Origin of the sequence: Glutamicibacter mishrai (assembly GCF_012221945.1) — a bacterium.
Taxonomy (GTDB): Bacteria; Actinomycetota; Actinomycetes; order Actinomycetales; family Micrococcaceae; genus Glutamicibacter; species Glutamicibacter mishrai.
The window spans coordinates 76,456-100,682 of record NZ_CP032549.1 but is presented as its reverse complement, the minus strand read 5'-3'; the positions used below and the strand labels follow the sequence as shown (position 1 = coordinate 100,682).

25 protein-coding genes and 1 tRNA gene are annotated in these 24,227 nt (G+C 57.0%); 22 read left to right on the top strand and 4 right to left on the bottom strand.

The window, feature by feature from the left end:
• The first annotated feature begins 113 nt into the window (after positions 1-113).
• The 11 genes from obgE (at position 114) to D3791_RS00435 (ending at position 10,079) form a co-directional block, all read left to right on the top strand.
• On the top strand, positions 114-1,703 hold the full coding sequence (gene obgE, locus D3791_RS00485) for a GTPase ObgE (protein ID WP_022875302.1): 1,590 nt from the start codon (positions 114-116) through the stop codon (positions 1,701-1,703).
• Between the two features lie 3 nt (positions 1,704-1,706).
• Positions 1,707-2,864 carry a glutamate 5-kinase gene (gene proB / locus D3791_RS00480; protein WP_172511002.1) on the top strand — a complete coding sequence of 386 codons (1,158 nt, stop codon included), beginning with the start codon at positions 1,707-1,709 and terminating at the stop codon, positions 2,862-2,864.
• A 10-nt stretch (positions 2,865-2,874) separates the two neighbouring features.
• Complete coding sequence (locus D3791_RS00475) at positions 2,875-4,167, top strand: glutamate-5-semialdehyde dehydrogenase (protein ID WP_022875300.1); 1,293 nt, start codon at positions 2,875-2,877, stop codon at positions 4,165-4,167.
• A 118-nt stretch (positions 4,168-4,285) separates the two neighbouring features.
• Positions 4,286-4,498: a hypothetical protein gene (locus tag D3791_RS00470; RefSeq protein WP_061951964.1), complete on the top strand. Its 213-nt coding sequence runs from the start codon at positions 4,286-4,288 to the stop codon at positions 4,496-4,498.
• 2 nt (positions 4,499-4,500) lie between these two features.
• On the top strand, positions 4,501-5,106 hold the full coding sequence (gene nadD, locus D3791_RS00465; RefSeq protein ID WP_022875298.1) for a nicotinate-nucleotide adenylyltransferase: 606 nt from the start codon (positions 4,501-4,503) through the stop codon (positions 5,104-5,106).
• Between the two features lie 81 nt (positions 5,107-5,187).
• A complete protein-coding gene (locus D3791_RS00460) occupies positions 5,188-6,744 on the top strand; it encodes a hypothetical protein (protein ID WP_172511001.1) in 1,557 nt (518 codons plus the stop codon).
• Between the two features lie 57 nt (positions 6,745-6,801).
• Complete coding sequence (gene rsfS, locus D3791_RS00455; RefSeq protein ID WP_022875296.1) at positions 6,802-7,182, top strand: ribosome silencing factor; 381 nt, start codon at positions 6,802-6,804, stop codon at positions 7,180-7,182.
• A gap of 72 nt (positions 7,183-7,254) precedes the next feature.
• Positions 7,255-7,330 (top strand) — tRNA-Ala (locus D3791_RS00450).
• A 303-nt stretch (positions 7,331-7,633) separates the two neighbouring features.
• Positions 7,634-8,725: a magnesium and cobalt transport protein CorA gene (locus D3791_RS00445; protein WP_061951967.1), complete on the top strand. Its 1,092-nt coding sequence runs from the start codon at positions 7,634-7,636 to the stop codon at positions 8,723-8,725.
• 32 nt (positions 8,726-8,757) lie between these two features.
• Positions 8,758-9,375, top strand: a complete 618-nt coding sequence (locus D3791_RS00440; protein ID WP_028268554.1) for a GyrI-like domain-containing protein — start codon at positions 8,758-8,760, stop codon at positions 9,373-9,375.
• Between the two features lie 29 nt (positions 9,376-9,404).
• Positions 9,405-10,079, top strand: a complete 675-nt coding sequence (locus tag D3791_RS00435) for a DNA alkylation repair protein (protein ID WP_216847368.1) — start codon at positions 9,405-9,407, stop codon at positions 10,077-10,079.
• 51 nt (positions 10,080-10,130) lie between these two features.
• On the opposite strand, the gene D3791_RS00430 is transcribed toward D3791_RS00435, so the two are convergent.
• From D3791_RS00430 to D3791_RS00420, 3 genes are all read right to left on the bottom strand, one after another.
• Positions 10,131-11,516 (bottom strand): amino acid permease, encoded by a 1,386-nt coding sequence (locus D3791_RS00430; protein ID WP_022875292.1) that lies wholly within the window; start codon positions 11,514-11,516, stop codon positions 10,131-10,133.
• On the bottom strand, positions 11,513-12,586 hold the full coding sequence (hisC, locus tag D3791_RS00425; RefSeq protein ID WP_172511000.1) for a histidinol-phosphate transaminase: 1,074 nt from the start codon (positions 12,584-12,586) through the stop codon (positions 11,513-11,515). Before hisC ends, D3791_RS00430 begins: the two co-directional genes overlap by 4 nt.
• A gap of 211 nt (positions 12,587-12,797) precedes the next feature.
• Positions 12,798-13,304 (bottom strand): Lrp/AsnC family transcriptional regulator, encoded by a 507-nt coding sequence (locus D3791_RS00420; RefSeq protein ID WP_172510999.1) that lies wholly within the window; start codon positions 13,302-13,304, stop codon positions 12,798-12,800.
• 132 nt (positions 13,305-13,436) lie between these two features.
• On the opposite strand from D3791_RS00420, the gene D3791_RS00415 reads away from it, so the two are divergent.
• The 3 genes from D3791_RS00415 to D3791_RS00405 all read left to right on the top strand — a co-directional run bounded on the left by D3791_RS00415 (position 13,437) and on the right by D3791_RS00405 (position 16,050).
• A complete protein-coding gene (locus D3791_RS00415) occupies positions 13,437-14,300 on the top strand; it encodes an SDR family NAD(P)-dependent oxidoreductase (RefSeq protein WP_172510998.1) in 864 nt (287 codons plus the stop codon).
• A 69-nt stretch (positions 14,301-14,369) separates the two neighbouring features.
• On the top strand, positions 14,370-15,245 hold the full coding sequence (locus D3791_RS00410) for a VOC family protein (protein WP_172510997.1): 876 nt from the start codon (positions 14,370-14,372) through the stop codon (positions 15,243-15,245).
• Positions 15,246-15,420: 175 nt separating this feature from the next.
• On the top strand, positions 15,421-16,050 hold the full coding sequence (locus D3791_RS00405) for a pentapeptide repeat-containing protein (RefSeq protein WP_172510996.1): 630 nt from the start codon (positions 15,421-15,423) through the stop codon (positions 16,048-16,050).
• On the opposite strand, the gene D3791_RS00400 is transcribed toward D3791_RS00405, so the two are convergent.
• On the bottom strand, positions 16,034-16,960 hold the full coding sequence (locus tag D3791_RS00400) for a LysR family transcriptional regulator (protein ID WP_172510995.1): 927 nt from the start codon (positions 16,958-16,960) through the stop codon (positions 16,034-16,036). The two genes, D3791_RS00405 and D3791_RS00400, sit on opposite strands and share 17 nt — an antisense overlap.
• A 77-nt stretch (positions 16,961-17,037) precedes the next feature.
• Here D3791_RS00400 and D3791_RS00395 point away from each other — a divergent pair, with 77 nt between their 5' ends.
• The 8 genes from D3791_RS00395 to D3791_RS00360 all read left to right on the top strand — a co-directional run bounded on the left by D3791_RS00395 (position 17,038) and on the right by D3791_RS00360 (position 24,226).
• A complete protein-coding gene (locus D3791_RS00395; RefSeq protein ID WP_172510994.1) occupies positions 17,038-18,762 on the top strand; it encodes an FAD-binding protein in 1,725 nt (574 codons plus the stop codon).
• Positions 18,763-19,160: 398 nt separating this feature from the next.
• A complete protein-coding gene (locus D3791_RS00390) occupies positions 19,161-19,463 on the top strand; it encodes an urease subunit gamma (RefSeq protein ID WP_022875284.1) in 303 nt (100 codons plus the stop codon).
• A gap of 27 nt (positions 19,464-19,490) precedes the next feature.
• The gene (locus D3791_RS00385; protein ID WP_022875283.1) at positions 19,491-19,832 is read left to right on the top strand and encodes an urease subunit beta; all 342 of its coding nucleotides are present in this window, start codon (positions 19,491-19,493) and stop codon (positions 19,830-19,832) included.
• Positions 19,829-21,541, top strand: coding sequence for an urease subunit alpha (gene ureC / locus D3791_RS00380; protein WP_172510993.1), 1,713 nt, complete (start codon positions 19,829-19,831; stop codon positions 21,539-21,541). The genes D3791_RS00385 and ureC overlap by 4 nt, the downstream gene beginning before the upstream one ends.
• Positions 21,542-21,573: 32 nt before the next feature.
• Positions 21,574-22,047, top strand: a complete 474-nt coding sequence (gene ureE, locus D3791_RS00375; RefSeq protein ID WP_172510992.1) for an urease accessory protein UreE — start codon at positions 21,574-21,576, stop codon at positions 22,045-22,047.
• The gene (locus D3791_RS00370; protein ID WP_172510991.1) at positions 22,028-22,723 is read left to right on the top strand and encodes an urease accessory protein UreF; all 696 of its coding nucleotides are present in this window, start codon (positions 22,028-22,030) and stop codon (positions 22,721-22,723) included. The genes ureE and D3791_RS00370 overlap by 20 nt, the downstream gene beginning before the upstream one ends.
• A gap of 46 nt (positions 22,724-22,769) precedes the next feature.
• The gene (gene ureG / locus D3791_RS00365) at positions 22,770-23,384 is read left to right on the top strand and encodes an urease accessory protein UreG (RefSeq protein ID WP_172512858.1); all 615 of its coding nucleotides are present in this window, start codon (positions 22,770-22,772) and stop codon (positions 23,382-23,384) included.
• Entirely contained in the window at positions 23,384-24,226 is an 843-nt protein-coding gene (locus D3791_RS00360; RefSeq protein WP_246242238.1) for an urease accessory protein UreD, read from the top strand. The genes ureG and D3791_RS00360 overlap by 1 nt, the downstream gene beginning before the upstream one ends.
• The last annotated feature ends 1 nt before the right edge of the window (position 24,227 follow it).

Below are 24,227 nucleotides of genomic sequence, written 5' to 3'. Positions count from 1 at the left end.
CAAATTTTTTAGTACAGAAGGGGTGGGCCGTTATTCGGTCCGCCCCTTGTGTGCGTAGATAGACTTTTTCTGCGAGAACAACTCGCACCCCCGTTCTAGGAGAAGATGGCCCCGTGGCTGCATTCGTTGATCGCGTAACCCTTCATGTCACCGCAGGTAATGGTGGCCACGGTTGTGTGTCCATCAAGCGCGAGAAATTCAAACCGCTTGGCGGACCCGATGGCGGCAACGGCGGCAAGGGTGGCGACATCATCTTGCGCGTCGACCCCCAGGTCACCACGCTGCTGGACTTCCACCACCTGCCACACCGCAAGGCCGGCAACGGCGAGCCAGGCAAGGGTGGACTGCACCCGGGCAAGCACGGCGAAGACCTGATCCTCGGCGTGCCTGCCGGCACCGTGGTGAAGTCCAAGGACGGCGACATCCTCGGCGACCTGATCAACGTCGGCGACGAGTACATCGCTGCCATCGGCGGCATGGGCGGCCTGGGCAACGCAGCCATCTCTTCTGACAAGCGCAAGGCACCAGGCTTTGCCTTGCTCGGCATTCCCGGAACCAGCCAGGACATCGTCCTGGAGCTCAAGTCCATGGCCGACATCGCACTGGTGGGCTACCCATCGGCTGGCAAGTCCTCGTTGATCGCTGCAGTTTCCGCTGCGCGCCCGAAGATCGCCGATTATCCATTCACCACCCTGGTCCCGAACCTGGGTGTCGTCCAGGCAGGCGAGACCCGCTTCACCGTCGCCGACGTCCCAGGGCTGATCCCTGGCGCATCCGAGGGCAAGGGCCTGGGCCACGAGTTCCTGCGCCACGTTGAGCGTTGCGCTGCCATCGTGCACGTCTTGGACTGCGCCTCACTGGAATCCGATCGTGATCCGATCACCGACCTGGACATCATCGAAGCCGAGCTGGCGAACTACGAAGCCGACTCCACTTTCGCCGGAACCGACGGCACAATCGTTCCGCTCATTGATCGCCCTAAGCTGATTGCGCTCAACAAGGTCGACATGCCAGATGGCGCTGAGATGGCTGAATTCGTGCGCCCAGAGCTGGAAAAGCGCGGATACCGCGTGTTTGAAATCTCAGCCCTGTCACGTAACGGATTGCGTGAACTGTCCTTCGCTATGGCTGAATTGGTAGAACAAGCGCGAGCCGAGCAGGTCGTCGAGGCACCGGTAGTCGAGGTGCCAGTGATCCGTCCGCGCTTTAGCAACAAGGAAGAGTTCTACATTCGCCGCGAGGAACAAAACCTTGAGCCATTGTGGCGCGTTATCGGCGAAAAGCCGGAACGCTGGATCATGCAGACCGACTTCCGAAATGATGAGGCTGTCGGCTACCTTGCTGACCGCCTGGCCAAACTGGGGGTAGAAAACAAGCTATTCAAGGCCGGAGCCAAGCCGGGCGACGCTGTCGTCATTGGTTCCGAAGAAGATTCTGTGGTCTTTGACTGGGAGCCAACCATGGCTGCCGGCGCGGAATTGCTCGGCGGCAGCCGCCGTGGCGAAGACGTGCGACTCGAAGACCGCGGCAATCGAAAGACCCGCGAAGAAAAGCGCGCCGAACACGAGGACCGGAAGGCCGCCAAGGCCGCCGCTCGTCAGGAGCTGGAAGCCGAACGCAAGGCCGGAATCTGGACCGAATCGGTCAACGCCAAGAACGCAAAAAACGCTGCTGGAAAGAAGGCAGCACAGGAGGAAGAATAAAGTATGAGTGAAAGTGCCACTAAGACTATTTCAGCCATTACCTCTCCTCACGAATTGCCGGACGCACGGCGACTCGTAGTAAAGGTTGGATCCAGCTCACTGACCACGGTTAGCGGGGGAATATCCCATGAAAGACTGAAGTTCTTGGTGGACACTCTCGCCGAAACCGTGAACAACGGTACCGAGGTAATCCTCGTTTCTTCCGGTGCAATTGCTGCCGGCCTGGCCCCGCTGGGTTTGCCAAAGCGTCCTAAGGACCTGGCAACCCAGCAGGCCGCCGCGGCTGTCGGCCAAGGCTTGCTGCTGGCCGAATACACGCAGCTATTTGAAGAGCACGACTTGCGAGTCGGCCAGGTCCTGCTGACCGCCGACGACTTGATGCGGCGCTCGTCCTACACCAACGCCCTGCGCTCCCTCGTGCGCCTCTTGAATCTTGGCGTCCTTCCCATCGTCAATGAAAATGACGCCGTGGCAACACGCGAAATCCGCTTCGGCGACAACGACCGCCTTGCCTCCCTGGTAGCGCACCTAGTCAAGGCCGACGCACTGCTCCTATTCTCGGATGTCGATTCCGTTTACGACGCGCATCCTGAAGACGGCGGCAGCCGCATCACCACCATCGAGCATCCTGACGAGCTGGAAGCCGTCGACCTGGGCACCCCGGGCGCAGCAGGCGTCGGTACCGGCGGCATGATCACCAAAGTCGACGCCGCCACCATGAGCTCCTCCGCCGGCATTCCGACATTGGTCACCAGCACCGACAACGCCGCCAAGGCGTTACGCGGCGAGGATGTGGGAACCTGGTTCGCCGCACGAAATTCGCGCCGCTCTGCCCGTGACGTATGGCTTGCGTACCTTGCAAGCATCGAGGGCCGGCTGATCCTAGACGACGGAGCAGTCCAGGCGATCTCCCGCGGCACCAATTCTCTGCTGGCCGCCGGCATCATTGACGTAGAAGGCGCCTTCGAGCCCGGCGACGTAGTAGAAATCTGCGGATCAGATCGTGTGCCATTTGCCCGCGGCCTGGTGAACTACAGCTCCGAGGAGCTGCCCGAGATGCTGGGTCAGAACACCGGCGATCTCGTTGAGCAGCTCGGCGAAGGTTACGATAAATCGGTCGTGCATGTCGATGGCCTAGCTTTGATCGAACCTATTTTCTAGGATGGAAACTATGAGTATCGACGCAGTACGAACAGAAGAACAGATCTCCGACGTCACTGGTTCGGTTTATCAGCTCGCTGATCGAGCTCGCCGTGCCTCGCGAGTGCTCAAGCGCGCCAACCGCGACTGGAAAGACCGTGCACTGCTGGCGATCGCATCAGGAATCGACACGAACCGCTCCAAGATCTTCCAGGAAAACAAGAAGGACTTGGAAGCCGGACAGGCCAATGGCACGTCCGTGGCCATGCTGGATCGCCTGAAACTTGATGACAAGCGCGTTGACGGTTTGATTTCCGCCCTGCATGAACTCGCAGGCCTGCCGGATCCCGTGGGTCGCGTGGTCCGCGGCGAGACTTTGCCAAATGGTCTGCGCATGCGCCAGATCAACGTCCCCATGGGCGTCATCGGCACGATTTACGAAGCCCGTCCCAACGTCACGGTTGATATCGCCGGCTTGTCGCTGAAGAGCGGCAACGCAGTGTTGCTGCGCGGCGGAACTGCTGCACTGCACTCGAACCAAGCCCTCGTCTCGATCATTCGCGACGCTTTGGAATCCGTTTCGCTTCCACGCGATCTGGTGACATCCATCGATCAGTTCGGTCGCGAGGGCGCCGACGCCATGATGGGTGCTCGCGGCAAGATCGACGTGCTGATCCCTCGCGGCGGACGCGATCTGATTCAACGTGTTGTCACCACCGCCAAGGTGCCAGTGATTGAGACCGGCGAAGGCAACGTTCATATCTTCTTGGATTCCTCGGCTGAAGAGCAGATGGCCATCGACATCCTGATGAACGCTAAGACCCAACGCCCAAGCGTATGCAATACCGTAGAGACCTTGCTGATTCATAAGGACTCGAAAGTCGCACCCTCGGTGCTCAAGGCGCTCTCCGCAGCAGGTGTGACCCTGCACGTAGATGAACGTGCTGCAGCTCTCGTGCCTGATCTGGAAACCGTTCCAGCCCAGGACGAAGACTGGCGCGTTGAATACATGGATATGGATCTCGCGGTCAAGGTCGTCGATGACATCGACGAGGCGCTGGACCACATTCGCGAATACTCAACCGGCCACACCGAAGCGATTCTCACCTCGTCACTGGCTGCTGCTGAGCTATTCATCGCCGAGATCGAATCTGCTGCCGTCATCGTGAACGCTTCGACTCGCTTTACCGACGGTGGGCAGCTCGGCCTTGGCGCTGAAGTTGGTATCTCAACGCAAAAAATGCATGCACGTGGACCGATGGGCCTGACCGAACTGACGACAACGAAGTGGATTGTCCAAGGCGACGGACACGTTCGTAAATAGTTTCTGACCGCCGTTTTCGGTAGGATGTAGAAGAAACGTACCGTTACTTTTCGGACCATTGGGGCCTCGGCCTTTGCCGATGTGCCAATGGCAACCGTAAATAGGACTGGAGAATTACTTGAACGCGCTGATTCTGGCCTCTGAAGCCGCTGAGACTGGCTTGGGTGGACACACCTGGTCCCTGCTTATTGGTGGCGGCATCTTTGTTGCACTGATGATCTTGCTATTGATCACTGTTTCCTACACCAATGTCGGCAACCGCCACTCGGTGAAGGATGAAGAACAGGACATTCACCGCCAGTTCAAGACTCACGAACCACATAGCCACTAGTCTTGAGCGAGCGGCAGCATAGTGACCGCCCATTGCGCCTCGGCGTGATGGGCGGTACTTTTGACCCCATTCACAACGGCCACTTGGTCGCCGCCAGCGAGGTGGCTGCCGAGTACGACCTGGATGAGGTAGTTTTCGTACCCACCGGCCAGCCTTGGCAGAAAGCTGACAAGCAGGTCACGAGCGCGGAACATCGTTACTTGATGACCGTCATTGCCACGGCATCAAACCCGCGATTTACCGTCAGCCGAGTGGATATTGATCGAGAAGGGGCCACGTACACTCGTGACACCTTGCTGGATTTGCGTGCGCAACGCCCAGATGCGGAACTGTTCTTCATCACCGGTGCAGACGCGATGAGCCAGATCATGAGCTGGCGTGATATCGATCAGGTTTGGGACCTCGCGAATTTTGTTGGCGTGAGCCGTCCGGGATATGTCATGAGCGATCTTGGCCGCGACAACGTGTCGCAGTTGGAGATTCCAGCACTGGCAATTTCTTCAACGGATTGCCGTGAACGAGTCGCTGCCGATAAGCCAGTCTGGTACCTTGTGCCCGATGGTGTGGTGCAGTACATTGCAAAATATGGGCTGTATACCGAGTCGTAACCTCACATTAGGTGACGTAACACGGCATAATCTCTAGGTAAGGGTGACGGTATTTGTCTATGCGGTCGGGAGAAGTACAGGATGAGCGATAACTCGCAGCCGGTTTCTAGCAGGCGAGCTCTGCGCGAAAAGCGACGTGCCGAAATGGAAGCTTTGCTCGCAAGCAGCAAGGCAGAACAAGAGGCCAAAGAACTCGCAGACAAGAAAAAGGCGGGGGAGTCCGAGCAATCGGCAACGCCAGCGAAAGCTGAAGCGGCTCCCGCTGCAAAGCCAACTCCGAAACCGGAACCGGCCAAGCCACAAGCGGCCAAACCAGCCCCTAAACCTGCACCGTCAGCCAAACCTGAATCCGCGGCCCAAAAGCCGGCTGATCAGACTGTTTCCAAGCAGGCAGCGGCGGCTCCAAAAGCCCAGCCAAAGCCTGCTGAAAAGCCTGATGTTAACAAGGTGGAGCCTCCAAAGGACAACCAGGCGCAAGCATCTAAGGCGCAGGCTCCTGCTGCACCTGAAGCCAAAGCTCCATCGACCGCTGGTTCCACCGCCGACGAGAATCCGGCTCAAGAACCAATGGGGGAGCGCGCTTCGCTTCGTCGAGCCCGCAACCGCGAAGCTCTGCGTGAACGCCGCCGCCTTGAAGGCGAAGTGGATGCACTTACGAGCCATATTCCAACGGTTGAACCGGCAGATGATCCCAAGCCTTTGACCCGGCGCCAGCTACGCCTGCAGGCCCTCGCCGAACAGGGTAAGGCCGACCCGGCAGCAGCACCTAAACCCGTTGCCAAGCCGGCAAAGAAGCCCGCAGCTGACGATGATTCGCCTGAGACGACAGTCATGAGCGTTGAGCAGGCGTTGGCTGCACGTCGTGCGCATGCCCCTAAAGCACCAATTGATCCGAACCTGCTGGGCGAAGATGACTCCGAGATCGATCTTGAAGTCCTGGCCCACCAGCGTGAAATGGCTGCCCGCGCAGCGATTATCTCTCGTCGTGCCGCAGAACGTGAGCGCTTGCGCGTAGAAAACGCTAAGCAGGGCAAAGACGATAAGTCATCTGATCCGTTCACCGGTGCCATGGGCAACATCCGCGAGGTGGAAGACCGCATCGCCAAGACCGGCGTGCAGGGTCCAAAAACCCAGAGCGTGTCCCTGAATCTTGATTCTGATGGCAAGATCAGCTCCAAGAAAGATGAAGCGGCACCAGCAGCCAAGAAGCCTGCCGTCAAAACCGCTGAACCAGATAAGCCAGCTCCAAAGCCGGCATCCGCCAAGTCAGCTGCACCGGCACCTAAGCCAGCTCCAAAGCCGGCATCCGCCAAGTCAGCTGCACCGGCACCTAAGCCAGCGGCAAAGGTTGCGCCTAAGCCGGCACCGAAATCAGCTCCGAAGGCAGATGCCAAGCCTGCAGCCAAGACTCCGGCCAAGCCAAATGCGGACGCCAAGAAGGCCGTTGCGTCTTCGGAAGCAGTTTCCGATGTCCAGATGCCACGCATTGACGCCGTGAACGCTCACGGCCTGGAGCCGCTGGACGTTCAAACCCACGGCGTTCGTCGTGCCAACAACATGCTTATAGCCATGATCCTCGCATTAAGCGTCGGTGGAGCTGCGCTCATTGCGGGGCTTATCATGTTGCTAGGCAACTAGTTTCGTAGCAAAATTAAGTTCTCGATCTACACCTCTAACAAGGAGACACCCCACTCAATGGGAGCACACGCAGATTCAATTGCCCTCGTGAAGATTGCAGCACACGCTGCATCTGAAAAGTTGGCAGAAAACATGGTCGCGCTCGACGTAGCGGACCGCCTGGGCGTTACCGACGCCTTCTTGATTGTCTCTGGTGGATCAGAACCGCAGGTGAACGCAATCGTCGACGAAATTCAGGCCAAGGTGCTGGAGGAATACAGCATGCGTCCGGTCCGCCGTGAGGGCTTCGGCATGGGCCGTTGGGTCCTGCTGGACTACGGAGACGTCGTCGTGCACGTTCAGCATCAGGAAGACCGCGTATTCTACGCACTGGAACGACTGTGGGCAGACTGCCCTGTGATCGAACTGCCTGAGGAACTGACTCAGCAGAATCAGTAACAGCGAATTTGCATCCTGATCAGGTAGTCATCTATGATTATGGAGTTGCCTGATCAGGGTAGCAATCCTTTTGGGGGTATGGCGCAGTTGGTAGCGCGTCTGCATGGCATGCAGAAGGTCAGGGGTTCGAATCCCCTTACCTCCACCAATTAAATCCTGAAATTCTTGAGAAAGAATTTCAGGATTTTTTCGTTCAATTCCATTTTAGTGCGGAATAGAATTCTGATCAATGCCCTCTTTTGGGCGAGCGGCCGTTTGCCCTGACGTCCTAACACTCGGGCCGGCGCGCAGAACCGCAGCGATAATTGATGGTTCGCATCACGATGACGACGAACTGTGCAGGAAAGAATTTCCAATTTGGCGGAGTCTATAGATGTTGAGGCGCTGTATGTGCACCTTAAACAGCAATTCACTTGCGATACTTGAATCAAATCGTTCAATCAGGAGCACCATGGCACGAATTCAGCGACGATCAATTCGAGCAAAGCACGTCGGTAACGGTCGCGGACCGGCTCACAGTTCAAAGCGCGTTCGCTACATCGATGATGGCACGGTCGAACTTGCCCCGTTGAGCGTTACGGCAGCGGAAGCGATGGAATTCTGCCGCACCGGGGAGAATCGCATCGCTTTGTCGCTTTATCCCACGCCAGATGATGCTGATATCCAAGAGCTGGCCGACGCGTGGAATTTGCACCCGGTCTTGGTTGAAGATCTTCTGCACGCAAGACAGCGTCCGAAGCTAGAGCGCTATGGTGACGTCCTCCTGCTGGTTGTACGTTCAGCCTTGTACCTCGACGCCACCGAAGAAGTCGAGCTATCCGAATTCCACATTCTCCTTCGGCAAGGTTCCATCGCGGTACTGTGCCAGGACCATCGATGGATTGACGGGACCGACGGTCACGAGTTTGCCGAGTCAATCAGCAGCGGAAACCTCCAACAGCATCAGATGTTGCTCAAGGATCCAAAACTGCTTCGGCTGGGTTCTGAAGCAGTGCTGTATCGGATTCTCGATGAAATTGTCGATGGCTATGCGCCAGTTCTTCATGGCCTAGGGATCGATAAGGAGCAGATCGAGCGTCAAGTTTTCAGCGGTGATGCTGCGGTGACAGAACGCATTTATCGCTTGAGCCAAGAAGTGATTGACGTGCAGCATTCCACCGCATCCTTATTGGAAGTCGTACGGTCCCTCGATAACGGATTCAAGAAGTACCCAGTTCCTGACGAGCTGGAAACCTATTTGCAGGATGTCACAGACCATCTGACGCGAGCTAATACCCAAGCGCTTGAATACCGTGACGCCCTGTCACAGATTTTGAATGTCAATGCCACCTTGGTAGCCCAACGCCAGAACGAAGACATGAAAAAGATTTCAGGTTGGGCTGCAATCTTATTTGCTCCCACTCTGATCGCAGCGATCTATGGCATGAATTTTGACCACATGCCTGAGCTGCACTGGGCGTTCGGATATCCGGGGGCTGTATTGGTGATGGTTGGTTTCGCCGCGGCGCTGTATGGCGTCTTCAAATGGCGTAAATGGTTCTAGCACTAGACAGGGACAGTGGGGGAGCGCAACAGATGGCTGAGAAGATCGATTTCAAGAAAGTACTCGATGGCTACCGTGCTAGGCCATCAGAATTTCGGCTCTTGCGAATGCCTGCCACGCGATATCTCATGATTGATGGCCACGGAGATCCCAACCTGGCGCCTAGCTACACTCAAGCACTGGAAACGATTTATCCGGTGGCGTACAAACTAAAATTCTCCAGCAAGCAGAATGGCAGGGACTATGTGGTTCCGCCCCTGGAGGGTCTTTGGTGGGCGGATAACATGGAGTCCTTTACGACGCAGCGAGATAAGTCCCAGTGGTATTGGACCCTCATGCTGATGGTCCCTGACTGGATCACCGCCGAAGAAGTCCAAGCCGCCGTCTTAGCAGCAGTTTCCAAGCGCCGGCTGCCAAGCATCGATAAGATGCGCTTGGAAGAACTGGACGAAGGAGAATGCGTCCAGACGCTGCATCTTGGTGCTTATGATGATGAAGGGCCTGTCCTAGAACAGATGCACAAGGACTTTATTCTGGGGCAGGGTCTGCGATTATCAGGCAAGCACCACGAGATCTATCTGGGAGATCCCAGGAAAGTCGCGCCGGAACGATTGCGAACCATCCTGCGACAGCCCGTTGCATCCCTATAGCGAACAAATAGACGGAGTATACGTTGAGCATCGAGATCGGTCCTGAAAGTACAGTGCCAGAAATCCAGCAGGCATTGTTGGCTCTGGAAGACCCCAAAGCTCGGGCGGTCAATGAACGCCATGGTGATGACTTTGGGGTCAATCTCGGAAAACTCCGCGGCCTCGCCAAGTCCCTGAAGACAAATCAGGATCTCGCCGAGCAGCTATGGGCGACAGGGGAAACCCCAAGTCGTCTCGTGGCCCTTCTGATTGCGAAGCCTCGCAGCTTCTCGCTGGAACAGCTGCATGACTGGAGCAAGGCAGCCAGCACGCCCAAGGTGCAAGCCTGGTTTTTGAACTACATTGTCAAGAAAACGAAACTGCTCGAAGAGCTGCGCCAAGTATTGATGGCTGAAAGCGACAGCGTGCAGCTGGCCGCTGGGTGGGAATTGACTGCACATCAAGTGCTCAAGGACCCTGATCAGGTTGATCTTGCTGGGCTTCTCGACATCATCGAAGAACAGATGCTGGCTGCGCCCGAACGTTTGCAGTGGGCCATGAATACCACGCTTGCGCAGATCGGTATTGAGCATCCTGCGTTGCGTGAGCGCGCACTGGCCATCGGGGAGAACCTGCAAGTGCTCGCCGACTACCCGACCTCTCCCGGCTGCACTTCTCCTTTCGCACCCATCTGGATCAACGAAATGGTCAAGAGAAAAGCCTAGGCCCGATCCACGACAGTGAATCGAGCCTAGGCTGGGGAATCGTCGAACGGATCAGCCGTCGCTGGCCTCTTCGACACCGGTCCCATCACGCAGGACCAGCTTGGAGATAATCCAGATGACCGCCGTCAGGGCGCCGGTGAGCAGCAATTGAGTGCGTGCCGCGGCATCAGTCATTGCAAGGACAACGATGGCCGCTAGGACCACGATGGTTGCGATGGACAAGCCAGGGAAACCCCAAAGGCGCAATGGCAGATGCTCGCCCTCGCGGTCGGCACGGCGGCGCAGGATCAGCTGGGTCACAGCGATGAACGCCCAGATGAAGATGATGGTTGAACCCACGACGTTGAGCAAGATCGGCATAACCGTGTCAGGCCAAATCCAGTTCAGGCCAACGGCCAGGAACGAGAAGGCAACCGAGCTGATGACGGCCTTGGCAGGGACACCATTGCCGGTCACGTGGGTGGCGCTTCTCGGGGCGAGCTTTCGCTGTCCGAGCGAGTAGAGCATGCGGGAAGAGCCGTAGATGTTCGCGTTCATGGCCGACAGCAAGGCCACGACAACCACGGCATTCATCAGGAGGCTCACGCCAGGTATGTGCATCACGGCCAAGGCGGCCGCAAATGGCCCTTCGACCACCGATGGATCGTTCCACGGCACCAGCGCAATGATGATCAGGATTGAGCCGAGGTAGAAGAAGAGGATGCGCAGCATCACGGACTTCACTACTCGCTTGATGTTCCCAGCAGGGTCTTTGGATTCTGCCGCGGCAATTGAAACTACTTCGGTGCCGCCAAATGAGAAAATCACGATCAGCACTGCGGCGGCGATGCCGGCCATGCCGCCAGGCGCAAAGCCCCCGTGCGCCGCCAGGTTGGCGAAGCCCACAGGCTCCTCGGTGGGGAAGACGTGGGCAAGAACCAATACGCCAAAGACCAGGAAGGCGATGATCGCCGCGACCTTGATGACTGCAAACCAGTATTCGAACCGGCCATAATTCCGTACGCCCAGGAGATTGGCGCCAGTGAGCACTACGACGAAAGCGAGAACCCAGGCCCATTGCGGGATGGCCGGGAACCATCCTGCGGTGATGGCAGCCGCACCGGTAGCTTCAGCCGCGATCACGACCACCAGCTGCACCCAGTAGAGCCATCCCAAGGTGCTGCCTGCGCTGCGGCCCATCGCTTTGTGGGCAAAGGTGCTGAAAGCGCCGGAGGATGGATGCGCTGCCACCATCTCGGCCAGCATCGCCATGATCACGATGATGACCGTGCCAGCGAGCAGGTAGGAAACAAGAACCGCAGGACCGGCAATCGAAATCGCTTGTCCCGAGCCGACAAAGAGGCCAGCGCCGATGGCGCCGCCAAGACCCATCATGGAAATCTGGCGCTGGGTCAGTCCCGTATGAAGCTGAGCTTCGGTGTTCTTCACGGCGGTCATGCGGTGGCCGCCTCTGCTGATGCCAACGCCGGCAAGGCTGCGAGCACGCGATCAACGTCTTCTTCGGTACCGGAGGAGATGCGCAAGCCGTCACCCGGGAAGGCGCGGACCACAACGCCGCCGGCTGCCAGTTGTTCCTCGAGCTTCATGGTGTCTTCTCCCGCATCGACCCAGACGAAATTAGCCTGCGACTTCACCACTGGGTAGCCCGCCTGAGCCAAGGATTCGTACATGCGCTCGCGCTGGGCCACGACCTCTTCGATGCGCACAGCCAACTCGTCGATGGCCGCAAGCGATGCCACGGCAGCGCGCTGGGCAAGATCGGAAACTCCAAAGGGCACTGCGACCTTGCGCAGATTCGCTGCCACTTCCAATGGGCTGATGGCGTAGCCGACTCTCAGCCCAGCAAGACCATAAGCCTTGGAAAAAGTGTGCAGGACGGCAACGTGCGGGTACTTGCGAAACAGCTCGATGCCATCGGCACGCACGGCCGAACGGTCGAAGTGCACGTAGGCCTCATCAACGACAACCAGGACGTCATGCGGTACGGCATTGATGAACTGGTCAAGCGCTTCTGCTTCGACAACGGTTCCCGTTGGATTGTTCGGGTTGCAGATGAAGATGAGCCGGGTTTTCTCGGTAATGGCCTCCAGCATGGCCGGCAGATCGTGGCGGGACTCGGCATCCAGGGGGACCTCGACCGGAGTAGCGCCGGCGATGCGTACGAGAGATGGGTACGCCTCGAAGGAACGCCACGCATACATCACTTCATCGCCCTCGGCCGCCACTGCGTGAATGATCTGCGCAGCGACTTCAACCGAACCAGCACCCAAAGTGATATGTTCCGGGGCAATGCCGAACTGCTCGGCCAGTGCGCCGGTAAGTTGAGGAGCGGCAATGCTTGGATAACGATGGATGCTTCCCAGACCCTCCTGAATGCTGGAGATCACCGAAGGCAAAGGTGCATGTGGCGATTCATTAGATGAGAGTTTTGAAGCTCCAGCGGGTGCGGGCTTGCCCTGCTTGTAAGCGGGAACGTCCTGCAAGGAAGGGCGCTGGTGTAGGGTCATGAGTTTCCTCTCTGACTGCCACAACTGCTTGAGGTTGGCAATCGTTCAAACAGCAAAGCCACCAGCTGATGTCTTCAGGAGTGGCTTCGCTCATATTCTCGCGTGTCGCGATTCACAAGCAATGACTGTAGGTTGATCGAATCTGCAGTGCAATCGACCTCCGGGGGCCTATGCAAGTTGCATAGCAGTAATTACCTATCCCTCCATTTTACTAGTCATTCTGTATAGCCTTGACCCGTTCTGACTCTTCATTAGCGCATGCTGCAACAAGCGGCAGCGTTCTTCCTTGAAAATGCTCGTGCAAGGCAAAAGAGGAGGATGTCCTGGCGACGCCGTCGACGCGATTGATCCGGTCAAAAATGTCTTGGAGATCCTCCGCGGTTCGCGCGACAACCCGCAGCTGCAAATCAGAACTACCCGTCACGGTATACATGTCAACGATTTCAGGAATAGATTCCTCTAGCGCGGACGCAACCGGGGCATGGCCATAGCGTTGGATGATTTCAACCTGGCAAAACGCGACGAGTGAGTAACCGAAGCCGGAAGGCTCAACCCGTGGAATGATCCCGCGAATGACCCCAGCCTCGTGTAGGCGAGCCAGGCGGCTGCTCACAGTGCCACGGGCTACACCAAGGCGTCGCGCGCATTCCATCACCGGCAGCATGGGGGAGTCGGTGAGCAGTTCGATGAGGTCCGCGTCAAGGCGGTCAATGCGCACAGTAGTCCTTTCAAAGATTGAAGTTAGTCATCCAAGGTTAACCCGCCAATCTGGAAGTGATGAGGTTTAGCTGCGAGCAGTAACCTGCATCACGCGGTACTCTGGACTAAATTTGAGCTCAAGGAGTCAGAGATGGCAAAAGTTCCACTAGATTCGGTAGCTGGTTTGCATGTCTTGGTCACCGGCGCAGCGCAGGGAATGGGATTTCTTTTCGCAAAACAAGCCTGTCTGGAAGGCGCAGCCCGAGTAATCCTCTGGGATATAGATAAGCCCAAGCTGGAAAAAGCGCTAGCGGAATTGCGCTTGCTGGAAGCCAATGTAGAGGCGCAGGTAGTGGACCTCGCGGACCCAGCACAAATCCAGCGGTACGCGCAGAGCGCCGTGGACAGCGGTGGCGTGGATGTCCTTGTCAATAATGCGGGAGTCATCACTGGAACGTCATTTGACCGGCACCAGGCCTCGCAGATTACCGCCACGATGCACATCAATGCGCTAGCTCCAATGTATCTGACCCATGCCTTGCTGCCTCAGCTGCGGCGAAGCGGCCATGGGCGCGTGCTCACCATGGCCTCTGCTGCGGCCCTGGTGTCGAATCCGAACATGAGCGTATACGCGGCATCCAAAGCCGCCGCGCTTTCATGGAGCGATTCCCTGCGCCTGGAACTGGAAGCTGATGACTCGATTGCGGTCAGCACTATTTGCCCCACATACATTTCAACCGGCATGTTCGCCGGCGCCCGGTCCATGCTGTTCACACCGATCATGGAACCTCAAAGGGTTGTCGATCGGGCATGGCGAGCCATGCTCGCCGCTCAGCCTTTGGTGCTCATGCCATGGACCAGCAAACTGGGACAGTTTCTGCGCGGTGTTCTGCCTCGTCCTGCTTGGGATTTCGTGGCGGACAAGGTTATCGGCGTTTACCATTCGATGGATGACTTTATCGGCCGGGAAAACGGCGAAGAACCTAGCGGTGAAGTCGGACTAAAAGTTCACTGATCTTCCTGTTCTTCCCGCAGACTTCGCGGTACCTTGAAAACGTCATTCAGTTACCCGAGAGGTTTCGTCATGCAAAAGCTCACCGTCAATCTTTGGATGCAGGGAACAGCTGAGGAAGCTGGAGAGTTCTATGCCTCAGCGCTGCCGGAGGCCAAATCAGAAATTGAATCACGCTATCCCACCGAAGGACTGCTCGATTTTCAACAGCCGTTTGCTGGCAAGGCACTGACTGTTTCGGTCTGGGTTCGCGGAACGAAGATCACGCTGATCAACGCCGGTGGCGAGTTTTCTCCGAACGCCTCGATTTCCATGATCCTCAGCTTCAACAGCGACGAACGTGACGCCCTTGATGCTACCTGGGCGGCATTGTCGGAAGGCGGAAACGTGCTGATGCCTTTGGATGCGTATCCGTTCAGCACACGTTATGGCTGGGTCAGCGACAAGTACGGAGTTTCCTGGCAGCTGATGGAGTCCACCGAGCCGGTGCAAGACGCGGCCCGGGTCATGCCGTCGTTGATGTTTGGCGGCGCCGCCCAGAACCGCGCCGCTGAAGCTATTGCGTACTACTCAGTAGTGCTCGGGGCCAAGCTTGACAGTGCGTTCCCTTATGGGCAGGCAATCGAAGTTGCTACAGCAGAATCGTTGATGTTTGCCCAATTCTCCTTGGGTGACGATCTCGTGGCAGCCATGGATTCCGGCGTTGCACAAGACTTCTCTTTCACTCCAGGGGTTTCCTTGGAATGGCCTTGTGAAGGCCAAGAAGAGATTGATCGGGTTTGGGATGCGCTCTCGGCCGTCCCGGAAGCCGAAGCCTGCGGGTGGCTTACGGATAAGTTCGGTGTCAGCTGGCAAATCGTGCCATCGAATATGGGTGAGCTCATGGAGCGTCCTGGAGCTTTCGAGCACATGCTGGGCATGAAGAAACTGGTGATTGACGAGTTCTAAGCCGGGCAGGCACTGCAGGACGCCGGTTCGTGAAACCGGCGGTAGTCCTGCAACGCGTTGCATCCGGGATGCTGCTCAAATAGGCAAGGCAACCAGCCGTTCGCGGATTGGCGGGGGTTAACTGATATTGTCGAATCCTTGACATGGATTCCGTTTCTTTCTAAGGACTGCCCCGATGGCCCCCAAAATCCGCACCTTCACTTTGCCTGAATTGGCAGCCGGATATGCGGGGGATCTCAGCGGTGGAGAATACGTCGAGCTGTTGCGCTTTGCGAATATCGATGATCCTGTCCAGGCGGATGATGCCCGTGCGGAAGAGTGCCTGTTTACTTCGGTGGCGCTCGAAAATCTGCGAAACGCCCGGCTCCTGCAATGCGAATTGGAGCAAATCAATGCCCCTTCGCTGAACGCGGCTGGCGCATTCTTCAATGACGTGCGCGTGGAACACAGCAGATTCGGTTCAGCCGACTTTGCAGAAGCCGAGTTGGACGGCGTCGTTTTCGAGAACTGCAAATTCGGGTGGCTGAACCTGCGCCAGGCCAAAGTCCGGGACGTGGTCTTCCGCCATTGCCAATTCGAGGAGATCGACTTTGGCGGTCAAATTCAACGCGTGGAATTCATTGACTCAAGGTCTACCGTCATCAACTGCGCAGGGGCGCAACTTCGAGATGTCGACTTGCAAGGGCTGGACTTCACCCAGGCGGACGGGCTGGAAAATATGCGCGGCGCTCGCATCAACACCCTGCAGTTGAGCCTGTTGGCAGAGGACATGGCGAAACATCTGGGGATTAAAGTAGCGCAGTAATTTGCTCATGCCGAGCAGCAAGAGTGATCGCTGTCTTTTCGATCAACTCATGCATGGCCGTGGATGCACGAGTCAACGACACATCGCGCCGGTGAGCCAATCCGACTGTGCGGGAAAGCTGCGGGTCGCGTAAGGGCATCGCGCGAACTCCCGGGGTCTCCAATGCCACGGTAGCCGGTACCACAGCGACCCCTAAACCGCGCTCGACAAAGCGCAATACGGCGTCCATTTCGCCGCCCTCAACAACGATATTCGGCGCAATGCCTGCGTTCTTGTAAGCCTGCATGGTGCTGGCTCTGAGGTCGTAGCTGTGGGAGAAAGCCAATTGCGGCACAGGAGCCAGTGTGCGGAGATCCAGTTCAGTGGTATTTGGCAAGCGCGGACGGTCTAGCGAGTCGATTACCACGAGTTGCTCTTCCAACAGTGGGCGATTTTGCAAGTGCTGGTCGTTCACTGCGTGTTCCGACGTGACGATCAGTGCAAGGTCCAGTTCGCCGCCGCTCAATTGCTCCAGCAGTCGATGCGACCCGGCTTCGAAGATCTGCAGCTGAACGCCGGGGTAGTGGTTGTGGAAGGCCTCCAGCACTTCGGCAACCAGTGAAACGCAAAGGGTGGGCGGTGCTCCGAGGCGAACCCGGCCACGCCGCAGTCCTGCCAAATCCGCCATTTCGCTTCTGATGGTCTCTTCATCGGCAAGCATGCGCCTGGCACGCGGAAGCAGTGTTTGGCCCGCCGCAGTGAGTGAGATATTTCCTCGAGCACGGTGGAAGAGCTCGGAACCCAGTTCTTGTTCCAGGGTGGAAATCTGACGGCTCAGCGAAGGCTGCGCAAGGTGCAAAAGCTCTGCCGCGCGAGTGAAGTGGCCCACTTCGGCAATCGTGATAAAGCCCCTCAACTGCTCTAGATTCATGCTAATAGCCTATCGCTATCGTAAGCATGAAGATAATTCATTGGACGTATTATCGGGCTCAGCGGATGCTGGAAAACATGAGAACAGAACAGCAGATAACCACATCAGTACTCGTCATCGGAACCGGCGGTTCGGGGCTGCGAGCAGCCATCGAACTGGCCGAATTGGGAACCGATGTCCTGGCCGTGGGCAAGCGTCCAAAACATGATGCTCACACCTCGCTCGCCGCAGGAGGTATCAACGCCGCATTGGCAACGATGGACGAAGAGGACAGCTGGCAGCAGCATGCTGCCGACACCATCAAAGAAAGCTACTACCTGGCGGACCCGCGAACCGTGCAAGTTGTCGCCCAGGGAGCGCAGCGAGGCATCGAGGACCTGGAACGCTACGGCATGAACTTTGCCCGTGAAGAAGACGGACGCATTTCACAACGATTCTTTGGAGCGCACAAGTTCCGTCGAACAGCTTTCGCCGGAGACTACACGGGACTTGAAATTCAAAGGACCTTGATCCGTCGTGCAGAACAGCTCAAAATTCCGGTCCTCGACACTGTCTACATCACCGAATTGCTCGTTGCCGAAGGACAGATCTTTGGCGCCTACGGTTTTGACATCAATGCTGGCACCGGATACCTCATCCACGCCGATGCAGTCATCCTGGCTGCTGGAGGACATAACCGCATCTGGCGGCGCAGCAGCTCCCGGCGCGATGAAAATACCGGCGATTCCTTCCGCCTGGCAGTGGAAGCAGGTGCAAGGCTGCGTGACGCGGAGCTTGTCCAGTTCCACCCCTCCGGCATCATCGAGCCAGAGTCCGTTGCAGGCACCTTGATTTCTGAGGCGGCCCGCGGCGAAGGCGGGTTCCTGACCAACGCATTGGGCGAGCGCTTCATGCAACGCTACGATCCGGAGCGCATGGAACTGTCAACCAGGGATCGTGTGGCTCTGGCGGCCTACACCGAAATCAGCGAAGGCCGGGGTACTGACAAAGGCGGTGTATGGCTGGATGTATCCCACCTGCCTCGCGAAACCATCATGTCTCGGCTACCGCGGGTCTATCAGACCATGCTGGAAGAACAGATGCTCGACATCACCCACAATAAAATCGAGATTGCTCCAACCGCGCATTACTCCATGGGCGGTGTTTGGGTGGATCCGCTCACGCACGCAACCGAAGTGCCGGGCTTGTATGCGATTGGCGAGGCTTCATCGGGATTGCACGGAGCCAACCGGCTTGGCGGAAACTCACTGATTGAGCTCTTGGTATTCGGCCGTATCGTAGGGCAGGAAACCGCAAACTATTCACGATCGCTCACTTCCCATCGACGCTCGCAAGCTGCCATTGATCACGCACGCAACGCAGTGCAATCCCTGGTTTCCTCGGACGGGCAGGAGAACGTGCGCAGCTTGCAACGAGCAGTACGTGACCTGATGACTGCTCATGCTGGCGTAGTCCGCAACGAGGATGGGCTCAAGCGCGGCTTGGAGAAATTGTCCGAGATAGAACAGAGAATGAAGAATATAGGCATTCACCCGGATATCGCCGGCTACCAGGATCTATGCCATGCGTTTGATCTGAAATCATCGGTTCTCGCAGCCCGAGCGACTTTGGAATCCGCCTTGGAACGAAAAGAAACGCGTGGCTGCCATAACCGTAGCGATTATCCGCTGACTGATCCCGAGCTCCAGGTGAACCTGGTGTGGTCTCCACAGGGAATCGTCCGTGAGCCACTCCCTCAGGCGCCGGAAGAGATCGCCTCGCTGATTACCGAAGTATCCCAGATTGGCAAACTCGTCGAGTAAGGCCAAAACGATCCTGCAATTCACCTCAATACTGCTGCTCCTCGAATCCGCTACAGCCTGTTGGCACCAGCGGTATTCGAGGAGCAGTTTCTGTTGAAGCAAACGTGCCGCGACCGTTTTTCTTCGCAAAATCTGCAGGTGGCGGCAATAGATGTAATGAGCTCTTAATCTTGACGAAACGGACAGGCCCGGGCTCGTGATCTCGGTTTAGTAAACTCATATCTGTCTTGGGAAAACAAACTATGTCGACGAGCGATTCAAAGCGTGAATGAGGCCCGGTCAATGCTCATGCCGCGGTCTGCTATTCTTGCCATATCCACAGCCCTCCCGGCGAGTTTTGGCCGATTCCGAGTACAAATGTGGAGCGTCAAAATAACTCTTGAATGGGGAATCAGTTAATGCATTTAACGCCGAGGGAGCAAGAAAAGCTCATGATCGTCGTAGCCGCGGATCTGGCGCGGCGCCGCCAGGAGCGGGGGCTGAAACTCAACTATCCGGAATCCATCGCCATCATTACCTATGAGTTGATTGAAGGCGCGCGTGACGGTCGCTCTGTGGCCGACCTGATGAGCTACGGGACCACGATCCTGAGCCGCGAAGACGTGATGGAAGGGATCGCAGAAATGATCCACGACGTCCAGGTTGAAGCAACCTTCCCTGACGGAACCAAGCTCGTCACGGTCCACAACCCAATTCGCTAGTTCGCGCGGAAACGAAAGGCAGTTTCTATGATTCCGGGAGAGTACGTTCTTCGCAGCGACCCCATCGCCTGCAACCAGACGCAGAAGACACTTGAGCTGAAACTCGTTAATCGTGGTGACCGTCCGGTACAGGTCGGTTCCCACTTTCACTTCGCCGAGGTCAACCCAAAACTTGAATTCGATCGCGATGCCGCACGAGGATTCCGCCTCGATATCCCGGCGGGGACCGCGGTCCGCTTTGAACCGGGCGACGCCCGAACCGTGAACCTAGTTGAATTTTCCGGTGCCCGCCAGGTCCATGGCTTCCGCAACCACGTTGCAGGCCCGTTGGACAGCGCTGCCACCAATGACCAGGAGCAACAGTCATGAGCTTCGACATGACCCGCAAGCAGTATTCAGAAATGTATGGCCCTACCACTGGCGATGCTATTCGGTTGGCTGATACTGACCTGTTTTTGGAAATCGAACACGACTACACCACGTATGGCGAAGAAGTCGTCTTCGGCGGAGGAAAAGTCATCCGAGACGGCATGGGGCAAAATGGCCGATTGACCAGAGACCAGGACATCCCCGATACCGTCATCACCAACGTGGTGGTCTTGGACTATTCCGGGATTTACAAAGCCGACGTCGCCCTGCGCGATGGGCATATTTTCAAAATCGGCAAGGCCGGCAATCCGGACATTTCCGATGGCGTTGACATAACTATTGGCGCAGCCACTGAAGTCATCGCTGGCGAACATAAGATTCTCACCGCAGGTGCCATCGATACACACATTCACTTCGTCTCGCCAGGCCAAGTCGAAGCTGCCCTGGCAAACGGCACGACTACCATGATTGGCGGCGGAACAGGCCCAGCCGAGGGAACCAAGGCGACGAGTCTGACTCCAGGCGCCTGGCATATTGCACGCATGCTTCAATCGGTAGAAAATCTACCGATGAACATCGGCTTCCTTGGCAAGGGACACGCAAGCGACGAGGCACCCCTGGTTGAACAGATCAAGGCCGGTGCAATCGGCCTGAAAATCCACGAAGACTGGGGAGCTACCACCTCTTCAATCGATACCTCCTTGAAAGTCGCCGACAAGTTCGACGTCCAGGTAGCCATCCATACGGATACCTTGAACGAATGCGGATTCGTAGAAGACACCATCGAGGCCATTGCCGGACGAGTCATCCACACCTTCCACACTGAAGGTGCCGGTGGCGGCCATGCGCCAGACATCATCCGCATGGCCGGGTTGCCCAATGTCATCCCTGCCTCCACAAACCCGACGTTGCCTTATACCGGCAATACGGTTGACGAACACCTCGACATGCTGATGGTCTGCCATCACTTGAACCCCGACATCCCGGAAGACGTGGCATTCGCTGATTCACGAATTCGTCCGGAGACCATTGCCGCCGAAGATGTCTTGCACGATATTGGAGTCTTTTCGATTACCTCGTCTGATTCCCAGGCCATGGGCCGAGTCGGCGAAGTGGTGCTGCGTACCTGGCAGGTCGCCGATTCCATGAAGCGCCAACGCGGGAAGTTGGCTGGTGATCCTGAAATCGGCGACAACGAACGCCTGAAACGCTACGTTGCCAAATACACGATCAACCCGGCCATCGCCCACGGCATCGCGGAATCCATCGGCAGCGTAGAAGAAGGCAAATTTGCCGACCTCGTCTTGTGGGATCCTGCCTTCTTCGGAGTCAAGCCAGAGCTGATTATCAAGGGCGGCATGATCGTCCAGTCAATCATGGGTGACTCGAACGCTTCGATTCCGACTCCTCAGCCACGAACCATGCGCCCGAGCTTCGGATCAATGGGTAGTGCCGTTTTTGAAAGCTCAATTACTTTCATGTCCCAGGCTGCTATCGAGGAGGGAGTCCCAGCGCAACTTGGCCTTCGCAAAGTCATCCGCCCATGCAAGGGCATTCGCGGGCTGGCCAAAGCAGATCTCAAGCACAACGGCAATACGCCGGAGATCAAGGTCGACGCCGAAACCTACCAAGTGTTTGTCGACGGTGAATTGGCTACCTGCGAGCCCGCTAGCGAACTGCCGATGACACAGCGATACTTCCTGTTCTAACCGCAGAACAAGGAATTCTTTCTAGGAGAACGATGATTATTGAAAAACTCGTGGGAAATATCCACGAGGAAAGCCGTGAGCTGCTCGAAGGGCGGCATCACGAAAAAGTGGTTCTGCCCAGCGCCGATTTGGTGAAGCGAATCCAGCGAGTGACGACTGACCACGGTCGGGAACTGGGCCTGCGCCTCGCACCTGGACCTGACCTGCGCGATGGCGACGTCCTGCTGGTCTCGGAAAAGGACCTCATCACCATTTCCGTCTTGCCAACAGATGTGCTGGTGATCGCGCCGCGGACCATCTTTGAAATGGGGTTCATCGCCCATTCGCTGGGGAACCGTCACCTGCAAGCGCAATTCTTTGACGCGGAATCAGAATATGGGGCCGAAGTGATGGTGGTTCAATACGATCACACCGTCGAGGATTTCCTGAAGCACCATCAGGCACCGTACGAGCGACAGGAACGCGTCATGCCCGTTCCCTTCCGGCATGCAGACCACACCCACTAATTCCGGTTATCTGCTGACGCTGATGCAGCTATCCGACTCGGCGTTGCCCACCGGAGCTTTCAGCCACTCCTTCGGGATGGAATCGTATCTGGACACCGGGCATGTGCATGACGAAGCGAGTTTCGCCCAGTGGCTGCGGCTGTTTTTGCAGCAATCACTGTCCTATACCGACGGATTGCTGCTGCGTCTTGCCTTCGAAGCAGAGGACGATTCACGCATCGTCGAATTAGACCAGCTCATTCATGCCTCGGCATTGCCCCGCCAGTTGCGCATCGCGGCACAGAAAATGGGAGCGCGAATGCTCGCAGTCGCGCTGGCCGGCTTCCCGGTCCCAGCATTGCAGAGCTATCAGGAAGCAATCCGCTCAGGGATCTGCACAGGGCATCCAGCCATCGCCTATGCATTGGCTGCACGCGGTGCAGGTGCCCCGCTGGCGGATGCGCTTGGCAGCTACCTGTTCTCAACGGCTACCAGCCTGACACAGAACGCGATTCGTGCCATCCCCTTGGGACAAGACGCTGGACAGCGCGTGATTCGCCAAATGCATGAGACGGTCAACGCGGCGGTCGCAAGGATTTACACCCTGGATGACCGGGATTTGGGTGTCGCCACCCCCGGGTTGGAAATAGCCCAGATGCGCCATGAGCACCAGCGTGCGCGCATGTTCATGTCCTGAAGATTCAACCGACCGTCGCAACGGTCCAAATAGATTTGAGGAAAAGATTATGGAACCAATTCGTATCGGCATTGGCGGCCCCGTTGGCGCCGGCAAGACACAGCTCATCGAACGAATCACCCGTGCTTTGGAGACGGAAATTTCCATGGCCGCGATCACCAACGACATCTACACCATTGAAGATGCCAAGATCCTCGCCGCCAACGGCGTACTGCCCTTGGATCGGATTGTCGGCATCGAGACGGGCGGCTGCCCGCACACCGCCATCCGTGAAGATACGTCAATGAACGAAGCGGCCATCGAGGATCTGAAGGCCAAGCACGACGACCTCCAGGTTATTTTTGTCGAATCCGGTGGCGATAATCTTTCGGCGACTTTCTCGCCGGAACTCGTGGACTTTTCCATCTACATTATTGACGTTGCCCAGGGGGAGAAGATCCCGCGCAAGGCAGGCCAAGGCATGATCAAGTCCGACTTGTTCATCATTAATAAGACTGACCTCGCGCCTTACGTCGGGGCTGATCTGTCGGTCATGGAGTCTGACTCCAAGCAGTTCCGCGGTGACAAGCCGTTCTGCTTCACTAATCTGAAGACCGATGATGGACTGGAACAGGTGATTGCTTGGCTCAAGCACGACGTGTTGATGACGGATCTTGCTTAGTGGCTGAACGACGACTCACCGGTGAGCTTGATCTGCGTATCGAGCGCAGGGCAGACAAGGACATAGCCACAAGACAGTTCCACCAAGGTGCCTTGCGCGTGCTTCGCCCGCACTACCTCGATAGCACACCACAAGTCTGCTACACGGTAGTCAACCCCGGCGGAGGGTACCTCGGTGCAGACCAATATCGTATTGGCATTGATGTCGGCCCGGATTCCAGCTTGCTGCTCACCACTCAATCAGCGACAAAGATCTACCGAACGCCCCAAGGCGAAGCACATGCGCAGCTGAATCTTGAGCTGGGCGAGAATGCCGTGCTGGAATACCTGCCGGATCAGCTGATCGCCTACCGCGACGCAAGTTATCGCCAAGAGACGATCGTTCACATGCAAGAGTCCAGTTCCCTGGTTCTGCTCGAAATCATCACACCGGGTTGGAGCCCCGATAGCGGGCTCTTCAAATACCAGCGGATTCGTCTTCGCACCGAAGTCCATATCGACGGCAAGCTATCGGTCCTGGACAATCTTCTGGTGGAGCCTGGCGCCCAAGAAGTCGAGTCACTGCTGTATCTGCAGGGTTTTACCCATGTGGGCATGCTGCTGGCGATTGATTCGCGTATCGACAGCGCCATGGTTGAGCAGCTTCGAGACCTTGCCTATGAGGCGGCGCAACAGCAGAAGGAACACGTCCACGTTGGAATTTCCATGACCGCCGCATCAGGGCTGTCTATACGGACCTTGGGTACTTCGACTGAATCGGCGGCCGCTGTGCTGATAAGCATTGTCAATGAACTTCGACGCCGGCTTCGAGGCCAGAACCCCGTGGAACTACGCAAGTACTAAG

Excerpts from the sequence above, each read along its gene's own strand:
- proB (WP_172511002.1), top strand. The coding sequence starts at position 1,707 with ATGAGTGAAAGTGCCACTAAGACTATTTCAGCCATTACCTCTCCTCAC.
- D3791_RS00475 (WP_022875300.1), top strand. The coding sequence starts at position 2,875 with ATGAGTATCGACGCAGTACGAACAGAAGAACAGATCTCCGACGTCACT.
- D3791_RS00460 (WP_172511001.1), top strand. The coding sequence starts at position 5,188 with ATGAGCGATAACTCGCAGCCGGTTTCTAGCAGGCGAGCTCTGCGCGAA.
- rsfS (WP_022875296.1), top strand. The coding sequence starts at position 6,802 with ATGGGAGCACACGCAGATTCAATTGCCCTCGTGAAGATTGCAGCACAC.
- D3791_RS00445 (WP_061951967.1), top strand. The coding sequence starts at position 7,634 with ATGGCACGAATTCAGCGACGATCAATTCGAGCAAAGCACGTCGGTAAC.
- D3791_RS00440 (WP_028268554.1), top strand. The coding sequence starts at position 8,758 with ATGGCTGAGAAGATCGATTTCAAGAAAGTACTCGATGGCTACCGTGCT.
- D3791_RS00430 (WP_022875292.1), bottom strand. The coding sequence starts at position 11,516 with ATGACCGCCGTGAAGAACACCGAAGCTCAGCTTCATACGGGACTGACC.
- hisC (WP_172511000.1), bottom strand. The coding sequence starts at position 12,586 with ATGACCCTACACCAGCGCCCTTCCTTGCAGGACGTTCCCGCTTACAAG.
- D3791_RS00415 (WP_172510998.1), top strand. The coding sequence starts at position 13,437 with ATGGCAAAAGTTCCACTAGATTCGGTAGCTGGTTTGCATGTCTTGGTC.
- D3791_RS00410 (WP_172510997.1), top strand. The coding sequence starts at position 14,370 with ATGCAAAAGCTCACCGTCAATCTTTGGATGCAGGGAACAGCTGAGGAA.
- D3791_RS00405 (WP_172510996.1), top strand. The coding sequence starts at position 15,421 with ATGGCCCCCAAAATCCGCACCTTCACTTTGCCTGAATTGGCAGCCGGA.
- D3791_RS00400 (WP_172510995.1), bottom strand. The coding sequence starts at position 16,960 with ATGAATCTAGAGCAGTTGAGGGGCTTTATCACGATTGCCGAAGTGGGC.
- D3791_RS00395 (WP_172510994.1), top strand. The coding sequence starts at position 17,038 with ATGAGAACAGAACAGCAGATAACCACATCAGTACTCGTCATCGGAACC.
- D3791_RS00390 (WP_022875284.1), top strand. The coding sequence starts at position 19,161 with ATGCATTTAACGCCGAGGGAGCAAGAAAAGCTCATGATCGTCGTAGCC.
- D3791_RS00385 (WP_022875283.1), top strand. The coding sequence starts at position 19,491 with ATGATTCCGGGAGAGTACGTTCTTCGCAGCGACCCCATCGCCTGCAAC.
- ureC (WP_172510993.1), top strand. The coding sequence starts at position 19,829 with ATGAGCTTCGACATGACCCGCAAGCAGTATTCAGAAATGTATGGCCCT.
- ureE (WP_172510992.1), top strand. The coding sequence starts at position 21,574 with ATGATTATTGAAAAACTCGTGGGAAATATCCACGAGGAAAGCCGTGAG.
- D3791_RS00370 (WP_172510991.1), top strand. The coding sequence starts at position 22,028 with ATGCAGACCACACCCACTAATTCCGGTTATCTGCTGACGCTGATGCAG.